The 17,921-nt window shown below is 72.3% G+C and carries 16 protein-coding genes; 6 read left to right on the forward strand and 10 right to left on the reverse strand.

Features of this window, described 5'->3' with window-relative positions:
• Positions 1-54: 54 nt before the first annotated feature.
• The 3 genes from ACFU5G_RS14445 to ACFU5G_RS14455 form a co-directional block, all read right to left on the reverse strand.
• Positions 55-2,025 carry an adenylyl cyclase gene (locus ACFU5G_RS14445; protein WP_377245595.1) on the reverse strand — a complete coding sequence of 657 codons (1,971 nt, stop codon included), beginning with the start codon at positions 2,023-2,025 and terminating at the stop codon, positions 55-57.
• Between the two features lie 85 nt (positions 2,026-2,110).
• Positions 2,111-3,466, reverse strand: a complete 1,356-nt coding sequence (locus ACFU5G_RS14450; RefSeq protein WP_377245598.1) for a class I SAM-dependent methyltransferase — start codon at positions 3,464-3,466, stop codon at positions 2,111-2,113.
• Positions 3,463-3,864 (reverse strand): DUF5997 family protein, encoded by a 402-nt coding sequence (locus tag ACFU5G_RS14455; protein ID WP_377245601.1) that lies wholly within the window; start codon positions 3,862-3,864, stop codon positions 3,463-3,465. The genes ACFU5G_RS14450 and ACFU5G_RS14455 overlap by 4 nt, the downstream gene beginning before the upstream one ends.
• A 133-nt stretch (positions 3,865-3,997) precedes the next feature.
• Between ACFU5G_RS14455 and ACFU5G_RS14460 the strand changes: the two genes are divergently transcribed.
• Positions 3,998-4,960 carry a LysR substrate-binding domain-containing protein gene (locus ACFU5G_RS14460; RefSeq protein ID WP_377245604.1) on the forward strand — a complete coding sequence of 321 codons (963 nt, stop codon included), beginning with the start codon at positions 3,998-4,000 and terminating at the stop codon, positions 4,958-4,960.
• 134 nt (positions 4,961-5,094) lie between these two features.
• Positions 5,095-5,406 (forward strand): hypothetical protein, encoded by a 312-nt coding sequence (locus tag ACFU5G_RS14465; protein ID WP_377245607.1) that lies wholly within the window; start codon positions 5,095-5,097, stop codon positions 5,404-5,406.
• 15 nt (positions 5,407-5,421) lie between these two features.
• On the opposite strand, the gene ACFU5G_RS14470 is transcribed toward ACFU5G_RS14465, so the two are convergent.
• The 3 genes from ACFU5G_RS14470 to ACFU5G_RS14480 all read right to left on the reverse strand — a co-directional run bounded on the left by ACFU5G_RS14470 (position 5,422) and on the right by ACFU5G_RS14480 (position 10,887).
• Positions 5,422-7,596: an alpha-galactosidase gene (locus tag ACFU5G_RS14470; protein ID WP_377245610.1), complete on the reverse strand. Its 2,175-nt coding sequence runs from the start codon at positions 7,594-7,596 to the stop codon at positions 5,422-5,424.
• 87 nt (positions 7,597-7,683) lie between these two features.
• The gene (locus ACFU5G_RS14475) at positions 7,684-10,212 is read right to left on the reverse strand and encodes a glycoside hydrolase family 2 protein (RefSeq protein WP_377245613.1); all 2,529 of its coding nucleotides are present in this window, start codon (positions 10,210-10,212) and stop codon (positions 7,684-7,686) included.
• A gap of 72 nt (positions 10,213-10,284) precedes the next feature.
• Complete coding sequence (locus tag ACFU5G_RS14480; RefSeq protein WP_377245616.1) at positions 10,285-10,887, reverse strand: pentapeptide repeat-containing protein; 603 nt, start codon at positions 10,885-10,887, stop codon at positions 10,285-10,287.
• A gap of 200 nt (positions 10,888-11,087) precedes the next feature.
• Between ACFU5G_RS14480 and ACFU5G_RS14485 the strand changes: the two genes are divergently transcribed.
• Positions 11,088-12,029 carry a hypothetical protein gene (locus ACFU5G_RS14485; protein ID WP_377245619.1) on the forward strand — a complete coding sequence of 314 codons (942 nt, stop codon included), beginning with the start codon at positions 11,088-11,090 and terminating at the stop codon, positions 12,027-12,029.
• Positions 12,030-12,098: 69 nt separating this feature from the next.
• On the forward strand, positions 12,099-13,031 hold the full coding sequence (locus ACFU5G_RS14490; RefSeq protein ID WP_377245622.1) for a hypothetical protein: 933 nt from the start codon (positions 12,099-12,101) through the stop codon (positions 13,029-13,031).
• Between the two features lie 93 nt (positions 13,032-13,124).
• Here the strand turns inward: ACFU5G_RS14490 and msrA are convergent, their stop codons facing one another.
• The 3 genes from msrA to ACFU5G_RS14505 form a co-directional block, all read right to left on the reverse strand.
• On the reverse strand, positions 13,125-13,814 hold the full coding sequence (msrA, locus tag ACFU5G_RS14495; RefSeq protein ID WP_377245625.1) for a peptide-methionine (S)-S-oxide reductase MsrA: 690 nt from the start codon (positions 13,812-13,814) through the stop codon (positions 13,125-13,127).
• A gap of 85 nt (positions 13,815-13,899) precedes the next feature.
• Positions 13,900-14,667, reverse strand: a complete 768-nt coding sequence (locus ACFU5G_RS14500; RefSeq protein ID WP_377245628.1) for a hypothetical protein — start codon at positions 14,665-14,667, stop codon at positions 13,900-13,902.
• Positions 14,664-15,665, reverse strand: coding sequence for a hypothetical protein (locus ACFU5G_RS14505; protein ID WP_377245631.1), 1,002 nt, complete (start codon positions 15,663-15,665; stop codon positions 14,664-14,666). The genes ACFU5G_RS14500 and ACFU5G_RS14505 overlap by 4 nt, the downstream gene beginning before the upstream one ends.
• A 124-nt stretch (positions 15,666-15,789) precedes the next feature.
• Between ACFU5G_RS14505 and ACFU5G_RS14510 the strand changes: the two genes are divergently transcribed.
• Positions 15,790-16,563: a metallophosphoesterase family protein gene (locus ACFU5G_RS14510; protein WP_377245634.1), complete on the forward strand. Its 774-nt coding sequence runs from the start codon at positions 15,790-15,792 to the stop codon at positions 16,561-16,563.
• 1 nt (position 16,564) lies between these two features.
• Here the strand turns inward: ACFU5G_RS14510 and ACFU5G_RS14515 are convergent, their stop codons facing one another.
• Positions 16,565-17,128, reverse strand: coding sequence for a hypothetical protein (locus tag ACFU5G_RS14515; protein WP_377245637.1), 564 nt, complete (start codon positions 17,126-17,128; stop codon positions 16,565-16,567).
• A gap of 101 nt (positions 17,129-17,229) precedes the next feature.
• Between ACFU5G_RS14515 and ACFU5G_RS14520 the strand changes: the two genes are divergently transcribed.
• The gene (locus tag ACFU5G_RS14520; protein ID WP_377245640.1) at positions 17,230-17,829 is read left to right on the forward strand and encodes a YdeI family protein; all 600 of its coding nucleotides are present in this window, start codon (positions 17,230-17,232) and stop codon (positions 17,827-17,829) included.
• The last annotated feature ends 92 nt before the right edge of the window (positions 17,830-17,921 follow it).

Genomic DNA, 17,921 nt, shown 5'->3' on the forward strand with positions numbered 1-17,921 from the left:
GCCGCCGGGCCGATGGCTCGACGGACACCCCGCACTCGTCAGTTCAGCAGCGGGTCAGGGGTAGCTGACCACCTGCGTCCGCTGCGTGCCCTGCTGGACCGCGCCACCGGTGCCGTTGATGACGTGGTTGATGCCGCCCGAGCCGTTGAGGAACACGGCGGTCATCGACCGGAACGTCACGCCCGGGGCGTCCGGCGCCTGGATGCCGGACTCCAGGCGGATGTCCTGGCCCTGGTTGAAGAACGAGTACGTGCCGGTGCCGATCGCGGAGTGGTTCTGCACGTCGTCGGCGACGCGGTAGGCGGCGTAGCCGAGGCGGTCGCCGTCCATCCACGCGGCCTGGTTCGGCACGTCGTACGGGATCTCGTTCTGGTAGAAGAGCGTCTGACCGTCCTCGCCGTTCCAGATGGTCTGCTCCTCCTGGTAGTGCTCCACGAACAGCCCCGTCGCGGTGACCCGGTCACCGTTGACGACGACGCCGTGGGCACCGGTGTTGACGTCCCAGCCGATGCCGTTGCCGTGGTCACCGCGCCAGGCCCAGATGTGGTCCAGGAGCGTGTCGGGGCTGTTCACCTCGATGGAGGTGACGGCCTTGCCCGCCCAGGGGCCGCCCACGCGGACGAAGACGTCGGTCAGCGTGGTCGGGTCGGCGGCGTCGGACACGGTGGCGCCCTGCGGGCCGACCTGGATGAGCGTCTCCGACTCGGGGACGTTGGCGTCGGCGGTGATGCCGGCGATCTTGACGCCCGCCACGTCGCCGACCTCGACGACGGCGTTGCCGGCGGTCGGGGTGAGCGAGGCGTAGCCCAGGCCGAGCACGACGGTGTCGGCGCGGTCGATGGCCAGGGGCGCGTCGAGCTCGTACACGCCCGGGGTCAGGACGAGGTTCTTGCCACTGGCGAGCGCGGCGTTGATCGACGCGGCGTCGTCCGTCCCCTCCTTGGCGACGTAGAAGTCGGAGATCCCGATCGACCGGCCGGCGTCCGATCCGGTGGACCAGTCGGTGCCGCTGCTGTCGGTCTTCGCGTTCGGCACGAACACGGACAGCTCGCCGTTGTCGCCCCGGTACAGGAACGGGGCCTCGCGGCTGACCGGCGTGGAGCCGACGGTCGTCGTCACGCCGACGTTCTCGCCCACCTGCTGGCCGAAGTTGGTGGCGGGCGCGCCCGTCACCCCGGAGAAGAGCATGTTCCAGACGCCGCCGTCCCAGGCGCCCACCTCGGAGTTGCGGGTGAACCACTGCTGCTGGGAGCCGGACACGATGGTGCCGGAGACGCGCGAGTTGGCGAGGTAGCCGCCCGAGGCGAACTCGCCGTACCGGCCGAAGATCGTCAGGTTGCCCTGGATGTCCATGCGGCGCATGGGCGCCGCCTGCGAGACGGCGAACCGCATCTGGTGCGGCTCGGTCACGCCCGCGGGGTACGGCAGGGCCGCGTCCTCGCCGACCGGGCGCTGGATCGGGTTGATGCCCATGTTGGAGATCGACCGCCAGAAGCGGGTCAGCGAGCCGGGGTCGGCGCAGGCCCAGGGCTCGTTGGGGCAGCCCACGACGGGCTCCACGTGCAGGGCGCCGTTGATGTGGACGTCGTCGGGCTGCGCGCCGAGGCCCGCGATCGACTCGTAGTAGCCCACGTGGGCGTTGACGATGCCGGTGGCCGTGGCCGGGTTGTCCTGGCCCGCGGCGCTCCCGTAGGTGCCGGGCTCGAAGAAGACCTGGTGCCGGTCGAGGCTGAACTCCGCCTCGTCGTTCACCGTGTCGAGGAACGCGTTGATCTCGTCGGCGGTCCAGGTCTCGTCGATGAAGGTGACGTTGGCGCCGAAGTCCGGGTCGGCCGCCGCCTTCTTCGGCTTGTGCTTGCCGGGCTTCTCCGGCTTCGTCGTGGAGGCCTTTGCCATGGCCCTGGCTTCGTCGGCAGCGGCCGGGGCGGCGGTTGCGGGCAGCGCCGTGACCGCGGCTCCCGCGGCGAGCGATGCGGCGACCGCCGCGACGGCGGCGCCGCGCAGGGTGGTGCGAAGTGTCCTCATCGACAGTTCCTTACGTGCTCGGGGCAGGCCGGCCGGGGCCGGGCGTGCTGCCGTGCGGGTGCGCCCGGTCGAGCGCCCAGCCAGGCTAACCGCCGGTCACTGACATGTCGGTAAGTAGTTTCCGCACGCTCCGGGTCACGGTGAAGCGAGGGTCCTGGGCCACGTGCTCGGTGGGCCCGACGGCGCGTTCCAGCGCGCGCCGGTAGTGCAACGGCGTGTTGAAGACGGTCCACAGCTCGCCGCCGTCGCGCAGGACGCGGCCCGCGGTGGCGAACATCCGGTGGGCGGCGTCGGTGCTCAGCGCGGCGCGGTCGTGGAAGGGCGGGTTGAGCAGGACGAGGTCGGCCGAGCCGTCCGGGATCGGGAGCAGCGCCCCGGCGTCGTCCCGCACGACCCCCGCCGCGCGGAGGCCGTTCGCGGTGAGCGTGGCCCTGGTCGAGGCGCAGGCGGCCGCGCTCCGGTCGGAGGCGAGCACGTGGGCGTTGGGGTACCGCAGGCCCAGCACGGTGGCGAGGATGCCGGTGCCGCTCCCGAGGTCGACGGCGACCGGGTGGACGTCCATGCCGGGCACGGGGGTGGGGGCGTCGGCCGCCGGGTCCGGGGCCGGGAGGTCCGGCAGGTCGGGCCAGCGATGGGCCTGGGCCAGGAGGAACCGCGTGCCGTGGTCCAGGGTGGCGCCCGCGAACGCGGCGCCGTGCGCGACGACGGTGAGGCCGTCAGGGGCGCCGTTCCTGGGGTCCGTCCCGGCCTGCGGCCTGATCGCCGCCAGGATCTCCGGGTCGGTGAGCCGCGCGGTCACGGGGTAGGCGAGCGGCCCGACGTCGGACCGTGGCTCCCGCGCGATCAGCAGCCGCGACTTCTGCCGGGCGAGCGAGGCGCCGACCTGCGCGAACGAGGCGGCGAGCACGTCGTTCATCGCGTGCGTCATGTGCTTGACGCGGCCGCCGGCGAGCAGCGTGACCGCCGGGTCGGCGTACCGGGCCACGTGCTCGGCGATCTCGGTCAGCTCGGCCAGCGACGTCGGGAGCTGGAGCAGCACGAGTCGGGCGCCCGCGAACAGGCTGGGTTCGAGACGGTCGTGGCGGGTCAGGCCCATCCCGGTCGGCTCGCGCGGGACGGGCGCGTCGGCGGACGCCTGCGCGTGCGCGGCCCACAGCGTGCGGCCCGCTCGCGTGAAGTTGGCCTCGAGCGCGGCCTCGGCCGTGATCGCGTCCTGGTGCGCGCGGACCCGCAGGGCGCCGGACGCCAGCGCGCCCAGGGTGAGCGCCCCGAACCGGTCACCGATCACCACCACGTCGCCGGGGTGCTCCTGGATGAGCGCCCTGGCCTCGTCGAGCAGCAGCCGGTCGGTCGCGTCGACCGCGACCGGGCCGTCGGCACGCGAGCCGTCCTCGGGGTACGGCACGAGCCGGGCGAGGACGGCGTCCACCTCGGGGCTCACCGGGCGGAGCGGGCCTTCTTCTCGGCGGCCTTGCGGGCCTCCTCGACGCGCTCCTCCTCGGCCCGCACCTGCTCGGCCGTCTGGCGTTCCTGCGCCAGCCACTCCGGCGGGTTGTCCCGCAGCTCGTTGATCTGCTCGGTGGTCAGCGGGTCGGTGATGCCGCCGCGGGCCAGGCCCGCGATCGAGATGCCGAGACGCCCCGCCACGACCGGCCGCGGGTGCGGGCCGTTGCGGCGCAGCTCGGCCAGCCACTCGGGCGGGTTGGTCTCCAGCTCCTCGAGCTCCGCGCGCGAGATCGGGGTGTCCTGGAACTCCTGCGGCGTGGCAGGCAGGTAGACGCCGAGTCGCTTGGCGGCGTTGGACGGCTTGAACCGCTGCGAGGCGAAGGAGGAACTCATGTTCCCAGGGTATCGGGGTGCGCCCGCCACGCTCTCCATGGCGGGCGTGATCCTCGCCGCTCGTGTGCCCGGGCGGCGGGGGACGCGGGGCGGACTGCCGCCGGGATCGTCCAGGGGCCCGTAGCCTGGGGGCGTGAGCCAGCCCGTGCCCGACGTCGGACCGCCCGCCCCGGGCGACGACCTCGACGACCTCGCCGACGTCCCGACCTCCGCCGAACCGGGCGCGCCCGCCGCCGACCCCGACGCCCCGCGGTTCCGCCTCGCCTACGTGCCCGGCGCGACGCCTGGCAAGTGGGCGAGCGTGTGGCGCGAGCGCCTGCCCGACGTGCCCCTCGACCTGGTCCAGGTCGAGTCGGCCGACGTCGTCGCGGCGCTGGCGGCCGGCGACGCGGACGCCGCGATCGGCCGCCTGCCCGTGGACAAGGACGTGTACTCCGCGATCCCGCTGTACGAGGAGACGTCGGTGGTCTGCTTCTCGCGGGACCACCTGCTCGCCGCGCTGGCCGACGACGAGGCGGTCGCCGCCGCCGACATCGCGCAGGACCCCGTCTGGGTGCCCGCCGACGACGTCCTGTTCGCCGGCCGCCCGGTACCCGGCGTCGTGCCGGCCGACCCGGACGGCAACCCGCTGGACCGGCTGCCGACCACGGCCGACGTCGTCGCGACCGTCGCCGCGAACGTGGGCGTCGCGGTGCTGCCGATGTCGCTCGCGCGCCTGCACCGCCGCAAGGACGTGACGTACCGCCCGCTCACCGACGGGCCGACGTCGCCGGTGGGCCTGGTCTGGCCGATCGACCGCACCACCGACCTGGTCGAGGAGCTGATCGGCATCGTCCGGGGGCGCACGGTGAACAGCTCGCGCGGCCGGGGCGCGCCGTCCGCCGGCCGGGCCCAGGACGGCACGACGGGAGATGCGCCGACAGCGAAAACGGGGCGCTCCGGGGTGAAGAACCAGGTCAAGGGCGGTCCGGCCGGGGCCAAGAGCCGGTCGGCGGCAGGCCGGGGCGGTGCGAAGTCCGGCGGTCGCGGAGCCGTTCCGCGCGGCAAGGGTGCGCGCCCGGCGTCGAACAAGAAGAAGAAAGGCAAAGGACGGTAGGGCGACTGCCAAGTTCTGTACCGTTTTTACGGAGATTGGCAGATATTGGCGATCTGCGCCATCGTCGCTACGATCCGGGAATCGTGCTCGCCATCGGGCACGGGGACTGACCCCCGTTTCGTAAGGAGCGCCCAGTGCGCAAGATGACCGTCATGGGAGCCTCCGCGCTCCTCGTCGCCGGCCTCGTCGCCTCCCCGGCCGTCGCGTTCGCGGCGCCCACCCTGGCTGCCTCCCCGAACTCCGGCCCCCTGAGCGGATCCCACCTGGTCGAGCTCGCCTTCCCGGGCGCGACGGGCGACGTGCCGCCGAGCGGCGGGGACGAGTCGGAAGGGCTCGCCGCCACCGGCGCGAGCAGCATCGTCGGCTACACGCTCATCGCGGTCGCCCTCGCCGGCGGCGGCATGACCCTGATGGTGCTGCGCCGGCAGGGCGCGCTCGACGGCTAGTCCCGCGCTCGACTGCTAGCTCTCCGGGACTGCCGTCGCCTGGACGACCAGGGCCTGCATGGGCCACAGGGTGGGCAGCTGGAGCCCGACGCCGGTCAGCACTGACCCCGGCAGGTCCATGGCCTCCTTGCCCAGCCAGCCCGGCGTGATCCCGCCCATCCACTTCGCGGACCCCACCTCGTCGCGCACCCGCACGCTGTAGCGGCGGGCCGGGTCGAGCCCGTCCAGCCGCACCCGCTCGGTCAGCGCGTCCTGGGGCGAGGCCACGGTCGCCACGGTCCACACGCCCTGGGTGCGGTCCGGGGACACGAAACCCGTGACCCGCAGCGCCGGGTCCACGGGGTCGCCGTGCACGACTGTGCCGGTGTGCACCAGCGACCGGAGCTCCTTGTAGAGCGCCGCGTACGCCGTGACGGCCACCAGCTCGGCGTCCGTGCAGGTCAGCAGGTCCCACTCGAACCCGGCGTGGCCCTGGAGCGCCGTGGCCACCCGGTAGGAGAGGTCCGTGGTGCGCCCGGACGAGTGCGCCGGCGACGGGCCGACGTGCGCCCCGATCAGCTCGGGCGGCAGCACGAGCGAGGTCCACCGCTGGATGTCCTGGCGCTCGACCGGGTCGTTGGAGTCGGACGCCCAGACGCGGTCGGTGAGCTCCAGGATGCCCAGGTCGGTGCGCGCGCCACCGGAGGAGCACGACTCGATCTCCAGCCCCGGGTGGTCCGCCTTCAGGCGTGCGATCAGCGCGTACGCGGCGCGGGTCTGCAGGTGCGTGCCCGGCCGCCCGACGCCGTCCGCCCCGACGTGCACGGGCTCGGCGAGGTCGCGGTTGTGGTCCCACTTGATGAAGTCGATGCCCAGCTCGGTCACCAGGGCCGAGATCTGGCCCCGCACGTGCTCCCACGCCTCCGGGACGGCGAGGTCCAGCACGTACTGCGTGCGGAACGACAGCCCGTCCGGCGACGGCACGGCGGCCGTGTTGGACAGGATCCACTCCGGGTGCGCGCGGGCCAGGTCGGAGTCGAGGTTGACCATCTCGGGCTCGAACCAGAGCCCGAACTCCATGCCCAGCTCGTGGACCAGGCCGGCGAGCGGGCCCAGGCCGTCGGGCCACACGTCGCGGTCCACGACCCAGTCGCCCAGCCCGGTGGTGTCGTCGCGCCGGGAGTGAAACCAGCCGTCGTCGAGCACGAAGCGCTCCACGCCCACCGTGGCGGCGCGGCGCGCCAGCCGCTCCAGCTTGGCCGGGGAGTGGTCGAAGTACACGGCCTCCCACGTGTTCAGCACCAGCGGCCGCGGGCTGGTCACGTGCTGCGGCCGCGCCCGCATCCAGGTGTGGAACCGGTCCTGGACGCCGTCGAGGCCCCGCGGCGACCAGGAGAAGTACGCGACCGGCGTGCGGTACGCCTCGCCCGGCGCGAGCCGGACCTCGCCCGGCCGCACCAGCTCGCCCGCCCCGAGGAGCGTGGCGTGCTCCGTCAGGTGGTCCACACGGTGGGTCACGTCGGCGCTCCACCCCAGGTGGGTGGCCCACGCCTCGCCGGTCCGGTTGCGCGGCTCGCCCGACGACGCCACCGTCACCCAGGGCGCGTCGTGCCCCGACCGGCCGCGCCGGGTCTGCCGCACCGTGCTGCCGCCGGGCAGCGCCGTGGTGACCGGCGACTTCTCGCGGGACCAGCGGCCGGTGAACTGCGTGAGGTGGTCCGCGGACCGGGGCACGGGCAGCAGCGCCTCGAGCCAGTGCACGTCGACCGGCTCGGGCCCGTCGTTCGTCAGCTCGTGCCACAGCAGGACCAGCCCGCCCGCCCCGATCTCCAGGTGCGAGCGGAGCGTGAGCCCCAGGTCGCCGTCCTGAGCCGTGACCAGCAGGGAGGCGGTGTCCCGCTCGGCCTCGGTGACGGTCCACCGCGGGTAGAGCGAGATGCCTCCGGCCGCCACCAGCAGACCGGGCCGGCCCGCCCAGCCGTCCGACTCCTGCGGCAGCAGCGAGGGGCGCCACGCGGCGTCGAGCGTGCCCGGCGCCGTCTGCCGGCTCGTTGCCGCGTCGAGCCCCTGGAGGTCCGCGGGCGTCAGCTCGCCCAGGTCGGCGCCCCAGTGCAGCACGAGGGGCAGCCCACGCTCGGGATGGGCCACGACCACGGCGACCCCGTCGCGGCGCAGCACGGACCAGCTGGAAACCTCGTCGAACCTGTTCATGGCGTGTCCCTTCGCCCCCTGGACCACACCGTACGCGCGGTCTCTGACATCGGATCGGGTCTCGTCCCGCCAGGGCGGGTGATGTCCCTAGCGCGCCACGAGGTCGTTCTCCGTGCGCAGCACCGGCCGGGACACCAGCGCCGCGACGTCGAGCTCCCGGCCGGTCGTCACGTGGAACACCGCGGTCGCCCCCGCCGGCAGGTCGACCACCTGCTCGTCCACCTGGGCGCCGGGGTCGAGCCGGTCGGCCAGCAGGGTGACGCCCAGCGCCAGCGACGTCGCCGTCACCTCCACGCGGTAGCCGTCGTCCTGGCCGGTCACCGCGGTCTGCAGCGGTTCGGCGTCCAGGGCGAGGCCCTTGCTCTCGGCCCACCGGTGCAGCCCGCGCTCGGCGCCCAGGGACACCACCAGCACCTCGCGCGCGGCGTCGGCGACGGCCACCAGGTCGCCCTCCAGGGGGACCAGGGCCACCGAGCGCGGCGCCACGACCACCGCCCTGTCCGACGTCGCCAGCACCTCGCCGGCCAGCGTGGTCCGGTCCGCGCCGAGCTGCCCGGCCCAGGGCTCGTCGGTGTCGTTGACCAGCGCGGCGACCAGTCCGTCGGGCCGCGGCTGCACGGTGACGAGCCGGTCGGCGAACGCGTGCCGCATCGTGTACCAGAGGGGCTTGCGCCGGCCGTCGCCGTCGACGGCGGCCCAGGACGTGACGGGCCAGCAGTCGTTGAGCTGCCACACGATCGCGCCCGCCGTGCGCGGCCACCACGACCGGTAGTGCTCCACGGCGTACTGGATGGCGCGCGCCTGGTTGAGCTGCGTCGCCCAGTGCCAGTCGACGAAGCCCTCGGGCACGCCCAGGTGCGGGGCCAGGCCGCGGTCGAGCTTGCCGTTGCCGTCGTCGGCCTTCTGGTGCAGCAGGAAGACCTCGGACTCCTTGAACCCGTCCGGCACGTCAGCGCTGTCAGGAAGGATCGCGCGCCGGGAGGTCGCCCACGTGGCGGGGCCCTGGAAGCCGAACTCCGACGAGAACCGCGGCACGTCGTCGCGGTAGTGCGTGTAGTCGACCCGGTTCCACACGTCCCACTGGTGGTGCGTGCCGTGGTCAGGGTCGTTGGGGTGCACCTGCTCCGGAGTGAAGCCGGGGGAGTACGGCGAGCCGTCGGAGTACGGGCGGGTCGGGTCGACCTCGGCCAGCACCTTCGGGAACAGCTCGTAGTAGTAGCCGGCGCCCCACGTCAGGTCGCCCAGCGGCTCCTTCCAGCCCCAGTCCTCGTGGCCCCAGATGTTCTCGTTGCCGCCGTTCCACAGCACCAGCGACGGGTGCGGCGCCAGCCGCGACGCGTTCTCCCGCAGCTCCGCCTCGAGCTCGGACCGGTGCGGCTCCTCCTCCGGGTAGGCGGCGCAGGCCAGCAGGATGTCCTGCCAGACCATGACGCCCTTCTCGTCGCAGACGTCGTAGAAGTCGTCGGACTCGTAGATGCCGCCGCCCCACACCCGCAGCAGGTTGAGGTTCGCGCCGAGCGCCTGGTCCACGCGCTCCTCGAGGCGCTCGCGGGTGATGCGGGTCAGCAGGTGGTCGTCGGGGATCCAGTTGGCCCCGCGGGCGAAGACCGGCTTGCCGTTGACGCGGAACACGAAGCTCGTGCCGTGCTCGTCGCGCTCGCGCTCCAGCTCGACGGTGCGGAACGCGACCCGGCCGGACCAGAGGTCCAGCGGTTCGGAGCGGTCCTCACCGTTGCCCACGTGGACGGCCACCTCGATCGGGTAGAGCGGCTGCTCGCCGTGGCCCGCGGGCCACCACAGGTCGACGTCGCCCGCCTCCACCCGGACGTCCAGGACGCCGCCGGACCAGCCGGCCGAGACGCCGGTGGTCGTCCCGCGGTCCCCGACGGAGACGTCCACGGTCAGCCGCGGGATGTCGCCCAGCCCGGACGTCTCGATCTCAACGCGCACGTCGACGAGCCCCGTGCCGTCGTCGGCCAGCGTGGCCAGCGGCGTCACGCTCGCGATCCGGGCCACCCGCCAGCGCTCCACCCGGACGGGCTTCCACAGGCCGGCCGTCTGCAGGTCGGGGCCCCAGTCCCAGCCGAACGAGCAGGCCATCTTGCGCACCATGTTGAACGGCTGGTCGTAGGCCATCGGGCGCGCGCCGAGACGCTCCGCCTCGGCCTCGGCCGTCTCGAGCGCGGAGTCGAGGTCGACCATCAGGTTGGCCGGCGTGCCGACGAGCCCACGCACGTCGTACCGGTAGAACCGGTGCATGTTCGCGGTGCGGCCCAGCTCGACCCGCCCCTGGCCGACGGCGGTCTGCTCCACGTCCGTGTCGACGACGACGCCGGCCACCGTGTCGATGCCCTCGAAGACCAGGTCGACGTGCTCGTCGTCGTCGGCGGCCGGCTCGTCCAGGACCGTCGCGTACCGCCAGGTGGCGCGCTTCATCCAGGCCAGCTCGGTCTCGTTGGTGCCGAGGTACGGGTCGGGGATGAGGCCCTGCTCCAGCAGGGCGGTGTGGCTCGTGCCCGGGACCGTCGCGGGCACGGGGACCCCGGCGAGGTCCGCCGGGACGGGGCCACCCGTCGCGGTGACGGTCCAGTCGGTCAGGTCGCGGCTGATCTTCATCGATCCTCGTCTTCCCAGAGCGGTGCTCCGTTGCGTGTGCGAGCGACCCGAGCATAGGCGGCGCCCGGCCTCTCAGTCGGGCCGGACCACCAGGCCGAGCCGCTCGGCCAGCAGGATCGCCTGGGCCTCGCCGACCACCGCGCCCGTGAGGTTCGCGCCGAGCGGGTCGAGCGCGGACAGGTCGCTGCCCCGCAGGTCGGCGTTGCGGAGGTCGGCCTCGCCGAGGTCCGCCCCGGACATGTCGCAGCCGAGCAGGACGGCGCCGGACGCCTTGATCCCCGACAGGTCGGCCTCGCGCAGGCGGACGCCGTCGAACCGGGTGCCGGCCAGCGCCGCCCGGTGCAGGTTGGTGAAGGACCAGTTGCCGCCCTCGACCTTGAGCAGGTCGAACCGGCAGTTGTTGAACTGGGTGCCCACGAGCTTGCAGCGTTCCAGCGTCGTGTCGAAGAAGACGCACGCGTCGAAGACGCAGGACGTGAACGCGATCTCGGTCAGGTGGGCGCTGTTGAAGCGGACGCCGCGGAAAACGCACGAGTCGAACGTGGCGCCTGTCCCGGTGGCCTCCGTCAGGTCGACGTCGGCGAACAGCGTGGCCATGTGGTCCTCGCCGGACAGGTCGCGGGCGTACCAGTCCTCTGCGCGGACGGTGATCTCGGTGGCAGGCATACGGATCATGTGCTCGACCTTATGTTCACCCACCTTCACAACTGCGGGTGAAGCGGCACTTGTGTCTCCACGAGATACGTACCGAAAGGCGCCGAATCGGACTCACGGCAGCCGGGACGATTCAAGTGACGAACTTCATAGCTGACCGGAAGGTGTGAGTAGCCGACATGTTTGCAGGGAAGAAGAGAAGACTGATCGGTGCGAAGCCGGTGAGCGCCGTGATCGCTCTCGGCCTCGCCGGTGTCTTCGGGGCACTGGGCGTGACGCCGGCGCTCGCGGCCGATGGCGAGGGCCAGGTCCAGGTCCAGACCGCGGAACCGACCGCCACTGAGGCCGCCACGGAATCCACCACGGAGACCGCTACCGAGGCTGCCGATGAGGCGACCAAGGAGGCCGCCCCGGAGGCGACCCCGGAGGTGACCCCGGAACCGTCCGCCACGGACGACGCGCTGATCGAGGTCGTGCCCGACATCCCCGCGATCACCTGGCCGATGTGCGAGGGCGACAAGTACATCCCGCCGACGCTCAAGGCCCCGAAGAACAGCGAGGGCATCACCTACGAGTTCGAGGACTACTGGTACACGTACCCGTTCCTCGTGCCGATCAACCTGCATGTGTACGCGACGCTGAAGGAGGGTTACACCTGGGGTGCGGATGTGCCGGAGGGGTGGCGTCTGTCGGAGACCGGGGGCGCCTACGACGTGAGGTTCGAGGACGTGCCCTGCGCGCCGCACAACGACCCGATCGTGCCGGAGCTGCCCGTGGTGACGCAGGCGGAGTGCGTGGACGGTGAGCTGACGGAGCCGACGGTCACGGTGCCGGAGAGCACCGAGGGGGTCACCTACGAGCTGCGTGAGTACGACGACGGCGACCCTCGCGTGCTCGCGAAGACTTCCTGGAGCTACTTCTTCGGCAAGGAAGCCCCTGAGGGTTGGGTCATCTCCGATCCGGACGTCGCGTGGTTCGACGTGACGTTCGACGACGTGTCGTGCGAGCCGGGTGCGGGACAGCCCGAGCAGTCGGGGTCGGAGCCGGAGCAGCTGGCTGCCACCGGACCGGGGGACGCTGTGGTTCTGGGCGGAGTCGCCCTTCTCACCGTCGCGGCAGGTGTCGCGCTGATCATCGCGCGACGCCGGGTGGCGGCCCGTTGAACCGAACCGCAGGACCTGCCTGACGGCGGGTCCTGCGGTTCGGAACCGAAGAGGACGTGAGGAACAAAGATGTTCGGACAGAAGCAACGAAGACTGATCGGTGCGAGGCCGCTTGTCGTCGCCCTCGCTGTCGGTCTGACCGGGGCGCTGAGTGCGACGCCGGCGATCGCGGCCGACACCGAGGGGTCCACCCAGACCGCGGAAGTGGCCCCGGAGGCGACTCCGGAAGTGGCCCTGGAAGCGACCCCGGAAGCGACTCCGGAACCGTCCGCCACGGACGACGCGCTGATCGAGGTCGTGCCCGAGACGCCCGCCTTCACCTTGCCGGAATGTGAGGGCGACGAGTTCATCGCCCCGACGATGACGCTCCCGGCGGACGACGACGCCATCGACTACGAGTGGGACGACCCCGAGATCGGTCCCCCGTTCGACAGCGTGCCCCTGATCGTGGGCGTGCGCGCGACGCTGCGCGAGGGCTACACCTGGGCGGCGGAGCTGCCGGAGGGCTGGCGCGTGCTGGACTCCGGTGACACGGCGATGTTCACGGTGAGATTCGAGGACGTGCCGTGTGCGCATAAGGAGCTGGTCGTGCCCAAGGTGCCCGTGGTGACCGGCCCGGAGTGCGTGGACGGTGAGCTGAGAGAACCGACCATCACGTTGCCGGCCGATGGTGCGATCACCTACACGATGCGTGAGATCGAGGACAACGAGCCCGACTGGTGGTACATCGTGAGAGCGAAGACGACGGACGGCTACAGGTTCGCGCACTGGAACTTTCCAGAGGGATGGGAATTGACGGAGTCGGGCATCGCGGACTACATGGTGAAGTTCGACGAGGTGTCGTGTGAGCCTGGAGCAGAACAGCCGGAACAGCCGGAGCAGCCGGGCGAGCTGGCTGCCACAGGTCCGACGGACGCGGCGATTCTGGGCGGTGCCGCCCTGCTCACCGTCGCGGCAGGTGTCTCGCTGATCATCGCGCGACGTCGCGCGATGAGCCGCTGAACCTCAACGCAGGACCGGCCTGACAGCCCGTCCCGCACATGCCGGTGCGCCCGGTGATCCGTCCGACGGATCACCGGGCGCACCGGTGTGTCGTCACGCCGCGGTCGCCGGGAACGGGACGCCCGTGGTCGCGTGGCAGCGGTAGCCGTTCGGGTTCTTCGCGTCGGACAGGTACTGCTGGTGGTAGTCCTCGGCGTAGTAGAACGGGCCGGCCTCGGCGGCGGGCTCGATCTCCGTGGTGATCGCGTCGTAGCCCTTGGCGCTCAGCACCTCGGCGTACTGCTTGGCGGTCTCCTGCGCGGCCTCGGCCTGCTCCGGCGTCGTCCAGTAGATGCCCGAGCGGTACTGCGTGCCCACGTCGTTGCCCTGGCGGAAGCCCTGCGTCGGGTCGTGCCGCTCCCAGAAGATCTTGAGCAGCTCGGCCTCGCTCACCTTGGTGGGGTCGTACGCCACGAGCGCGGTCTCGGTGTGACCGGTCCGCGCGGTGCAGACCTCCTCGTACGTCGGGTTGGGCGTGGTGCCGCCCATGTAGCCGACGGCGGTGCTCACGACGCCCGGGACCTGCCAGTAGATCTCCTCGGCGCCCCAGAAACAGCCCATCGCCAGGTAGAGCACGCGCGTTCCGGGCTCCCACGGGCCCGTGATCGACGAACCCAGGACGGTGTGCGGGCGCGGGGTCTGGAGCACCGGCGCGGAGCGGCCGGGCAGGGCGTCCTCGGGAGCCACCATGGTGGTCTTGCTCGAACCGGAGCCGGGGCCGAAGAGGGAGTTCAGGAAGTTCATCGAACACACATCCTTTGGGTCTGATTCGTGCGGTGGCACGTTTGTCCATCACAACAAGCAGGGGCGTGGCGGTGTTCCGGCATGCTCACCCGGGCCGGGGTATGAGCCTCTGCACGAGAAGCCGCACCCGCGCCTGCGTCCCCGGTGCCGACGACACGCGCCGTGCACCCGGCGCCCCCGGGGCGCCGAAGAACTGGTGCAGGTAGGCCGCAGCATCACGCCCGCTCGCCCGAGCCGGCCAGTCGCCGGCCTGGAGCCCCGCGTTCTCCACGGACTCGAGAAGCCTCCAGATGTCGACGGCGTCCCTGTCCGTGAGTCGTTCCCGATAGGCGTAAGCCTTCAGAACGAGCGCAGCGCGTATGTCGGGGAGCAAGAGGGACAGCTCAACGGCGCTCCCGTCACTGAGGTGGGCTGCCAGCATCACTTCCGTCGCAGGCAGAGCGAGAGCGAGCGACAGGCCGGGCACGGCGTCGACGACCAGGGCGCCCAGTTCCTGGTTGGGCTCGTGCTTGCCGAGATACGAAGGGACGAGCACGTCGATGACGCGCCGTGCGCCGGGGGCGCCGCGTGTGAAGCGGCTGCCGTCCTCTCGCGTGTAACCGAGCCCTGACAGGGCTTCGGGCAGGCGCGGATCTGAGCACACCGACGTGGATACACCCATGTCCGCGTCGGCGGTCTCCCGTGCGGGCACACGGTCCGCGACCCCGTGGACGTGGGTCAGGAGCGTGGTGGCGATCCCGCCGACCAGGCGGTACTCGACATCGAGCGACGCGCTGATCGCTGCGACGTCGGCGGCGGCGAGCCAGGCGCCGTCGGTCGCTGCCGACGGCGAGGTGAGCTGGAGGACGGTCATGGCTGACCTTTTCGTGTGGTGAGGTGGCGTCGAAGGGTGACCGCGGCGTCGTCGTGACCCTGGTGTGCGAGGTCGATCCACACCCGCCACGGGGGGAGGACCGGATAGTCGTTCTTCGAACGCGCGGCTGCGGGCAGGAGATAGGGGTCGTCGGGGACGGCGAGGAACAGGTTCGCCGCGTCCGCGGTCGTCGGCGTCGCCCCGATCTCCTGGAGGTCGACCTGCGCCGCCGTCCAGATCCAGGCGCTGGACGGCCGAGCCCAGGGCGCGACGGAGTCGGCGGCGACGTCGCCGCCGACCGCGTGTTCGATGCCCCGTTCCGTCAGGTGCGTCGTGGCGTGCCGGGCAGCTGCCACCGGTGCGTCGAGAGTCAGCCACGAGGTGGCTATCCTCGGTTGCCACGGGTACCGGGCGAGGATCCAGTCGGCCAGATCATCGGGGGAGCGCACCTCCCAGCCGGCAGGGGTGCGGTGCACGGCGTCACCCAGGTTTCGCAAGGCCTGGCTGATGCGTGGCTGGGTCACCCCGATCCGGGCGGCCAGCACGCGCTGGGAGGCTGTCGGCGCTTCGAGGAGCTCGAAGGCCAGTGCGTACGTCGCCCAGGGAACACGTCCTGGGCGCCTGCTCGGTTCTGTCGTGGCGTCGAGATCGGCCAGATCGCGCCGGCCTGCTGGCGAGAGCAGGAAGCCACGCACGGGGCCGCCTGGCGAACCCGGCACGACGAGCAGGGACACGTTCTCGTCCAGAGCCGCTCGGCTGACCCCGGCGCTCGCGGACGGCACGATGAGCAGCAGCGAGACGCCCCGTTCCCGTGCGGATGCGGCATGGGCGTGGACGGTGGCAGGTCGGATCGGGGCCGGGAAGCTCTTCGTGAGATACGCCGTGGCCGGCCAGCCTGCGCCCGCGAGCACGACGTCGGCAACGCTGTCTTCCGGCGGTGCCGTGACGACGAGGCCCAGATGGTCGGCGATCGTGGTCCACGGTTCGGTGATAAGCATCAGACACCTTTCCTGTCTAATGCTTATACCCTAGGCGACTTCACCCAGTCCTGCGACATGGTCTCGTCTTCTGCCGTGGGCAGATCCGGTGGCGCCGGGCGGCCGCGCACGCCAGGGTCGGCACATGAGCAGCGAGGTCGGTGCGGTAGCGGTCCTGTCGGACGTCCACGGGGTGCTCCCCGTCCTGGACGCCGTGCTCGCGGAGCCCGACGTGCTCGCGGCCGACCGCGTGGTCGTCACCGGCGACCACGCCGCAGGGCCGCAGCCCGTCGAGGTCCTGGACCGCCTCCGGTCCCTGGGGGAGCGGGCCGTGCTGGTGCGCGGGAACGCGGACCGGGAGCTCGTGGAGCTCGCCCGGGGCGGCACCACGGACATCCCGGACCCGGTCGCCCCCTGGGCGGCGGCGCAGCTCCGGCCCGACGACGTCGCGCTGCTCGACGGCCTGCCGCACCCCGTGGAGCTCACGGTGCGCGGGTTCGGCCGCGTCGTGTTCTGCCACGGCACCCCGCGCGACGACGAGGAGGTGGTGCTCGTCGACTCCTCGCTGGAGCGCTGGGCCGACGTGCTCGGCGGGCTCGACCCCGACGTCACGACCGTGGTCATGGGACACACCCACATGCCGTTCGTGCGGCTCGCCGACCGGCGCCTGTGCGTCAACCCCGGCAGCGTCGGCATGCCTTACGGCCGCGCCGGCGGGTCGTGGGCGCTCCTGCGGGACGGCCAGGTGGAGCTGCGGCACACGCCGGTCGACGTCAAGGCCGCCGTGGCCGCCGTCGCCGCCGGCAGCGCGTACCCGGGCGCGGAGGAGTGGGCGCGCGAGTACGTGACGTCGGCCAACAGCGACGCCGACGCCCTGCGCGCGTTCGGACCCCGCGACGGGCGTCCGACGCCGGGCTAGCTCAGAGCCGCGCCGCGAACTCCTCCACCGCCGCCGTGACGCGGGCGAGGATCTCGTGCGACCGGCGCCAGTCGTGCACCTCGAGCGAGTGGTCCGCGCCGTCGACCTCCAGCACCTGGGCACCCGAGGCGGCGGCGACGTCGCCGTCCCACAACGGGTCCGCCGCGCCGCCGACGAGCAACGTCGGAGCCGTCCCGGCGGCGATCGCGTGGCGCACCGGACCGGCCGCGTCCCCGGTGAGCACCGGCGTCAGCCAGACCCCCGGCAGGCCGAGCTCCGCCGCGACCGGCAGGGCGAACGAACCGAGCGACTTGGCGACCACGAGGTGCCGGCCCCCGTCCGGCACGGTCGCCTGCCGCAGCGACTCCCCGTAGACCCGGCGGGCGTGGCCCCAGTCCGGGGAGAGCTCGTCCCACGAGAACGTGCGGACGGTCCAGCCCGCCGAGTGCAGCACCTTGGCGGCATACCAGAGCACCGGGCCCTGTGCCGTGTACCCGCTGCCCGGGAGGATGGTCGCGACCCGCCCGGGATCGCCCGTGGACGTGCTGATCTGCCAGGTCGTCATACCGCCACCGTAGGCCTCGCCGTTCGGCGGTGTCAGCGTCATTGCCGGTGTCGATGTCAGTGCCCGGGTCGATGTCAGTGGCCCGGCGTAGCGTCGGGCCCATGGCCGACACCGATGCCGAGGTCCTGTTCACCGACGTCGCCGCCTGGCGTGCCTGGCTCGACGAGAACGAGGGGACGTCGGACGGCGTCTGGCTGATCCTCGCCCGCAAGAACAAGGAAGCGCCGACCACCCTGACCTACGACACCGCGCTCGACGAGGCGCTGTGCAGCGGCTGGATCGACGCCCAGGGCCGCAGCCGCGACGACACGACGTCGCTGCAGCGCTTCTGCCCGCGCCGGTCCCGCAGCCGTTGGTCCGCGCGCAACGTGCGAATCGTGGACGGCCTGATCGCCGAGGGGCGCATGCGTCCCCGCGGCCAGCAGGAGATCGACAAGGCCAAGGACGACGGCCGCTGGGACGTCGCCTACGAGGGCAGCAAGAACATCGAGGTGCCGGCCGACCTCGCCGAGGCGCTCGCGGCCAGCCCGCGCGCGACGGAGATGTTCGCGATCCTCACGGCGCAGAACCGGTTCGCCATCCTCTTCCGGATCACCGGCGTCAAGAAGCCGGAGACCCGGGCGCGGAACATCACCAAGTTCGTCGGCATGCTGGAGCGGGGCGAGACGGTCTACCCGCAGAAGCGGAAGCTGGCCGACTGACGTCACGCATCTGTCGGACCCGTGAGCACGCGGTGCACCTTCCGTGCGGCGCGTGAGCAGGCCAGCGGGCTGTCGGTGTGCTCCCCTAGGGT

It is taken from the genome of Promicromonospora sp. NPDC057488 (assembly GCF_042802395.1).
Classification (GTDB): Bacteria; Actinomycetota; Actinomycetes; order Actinomycetales; family Cellulomonadaceae; genus Promicromonospora.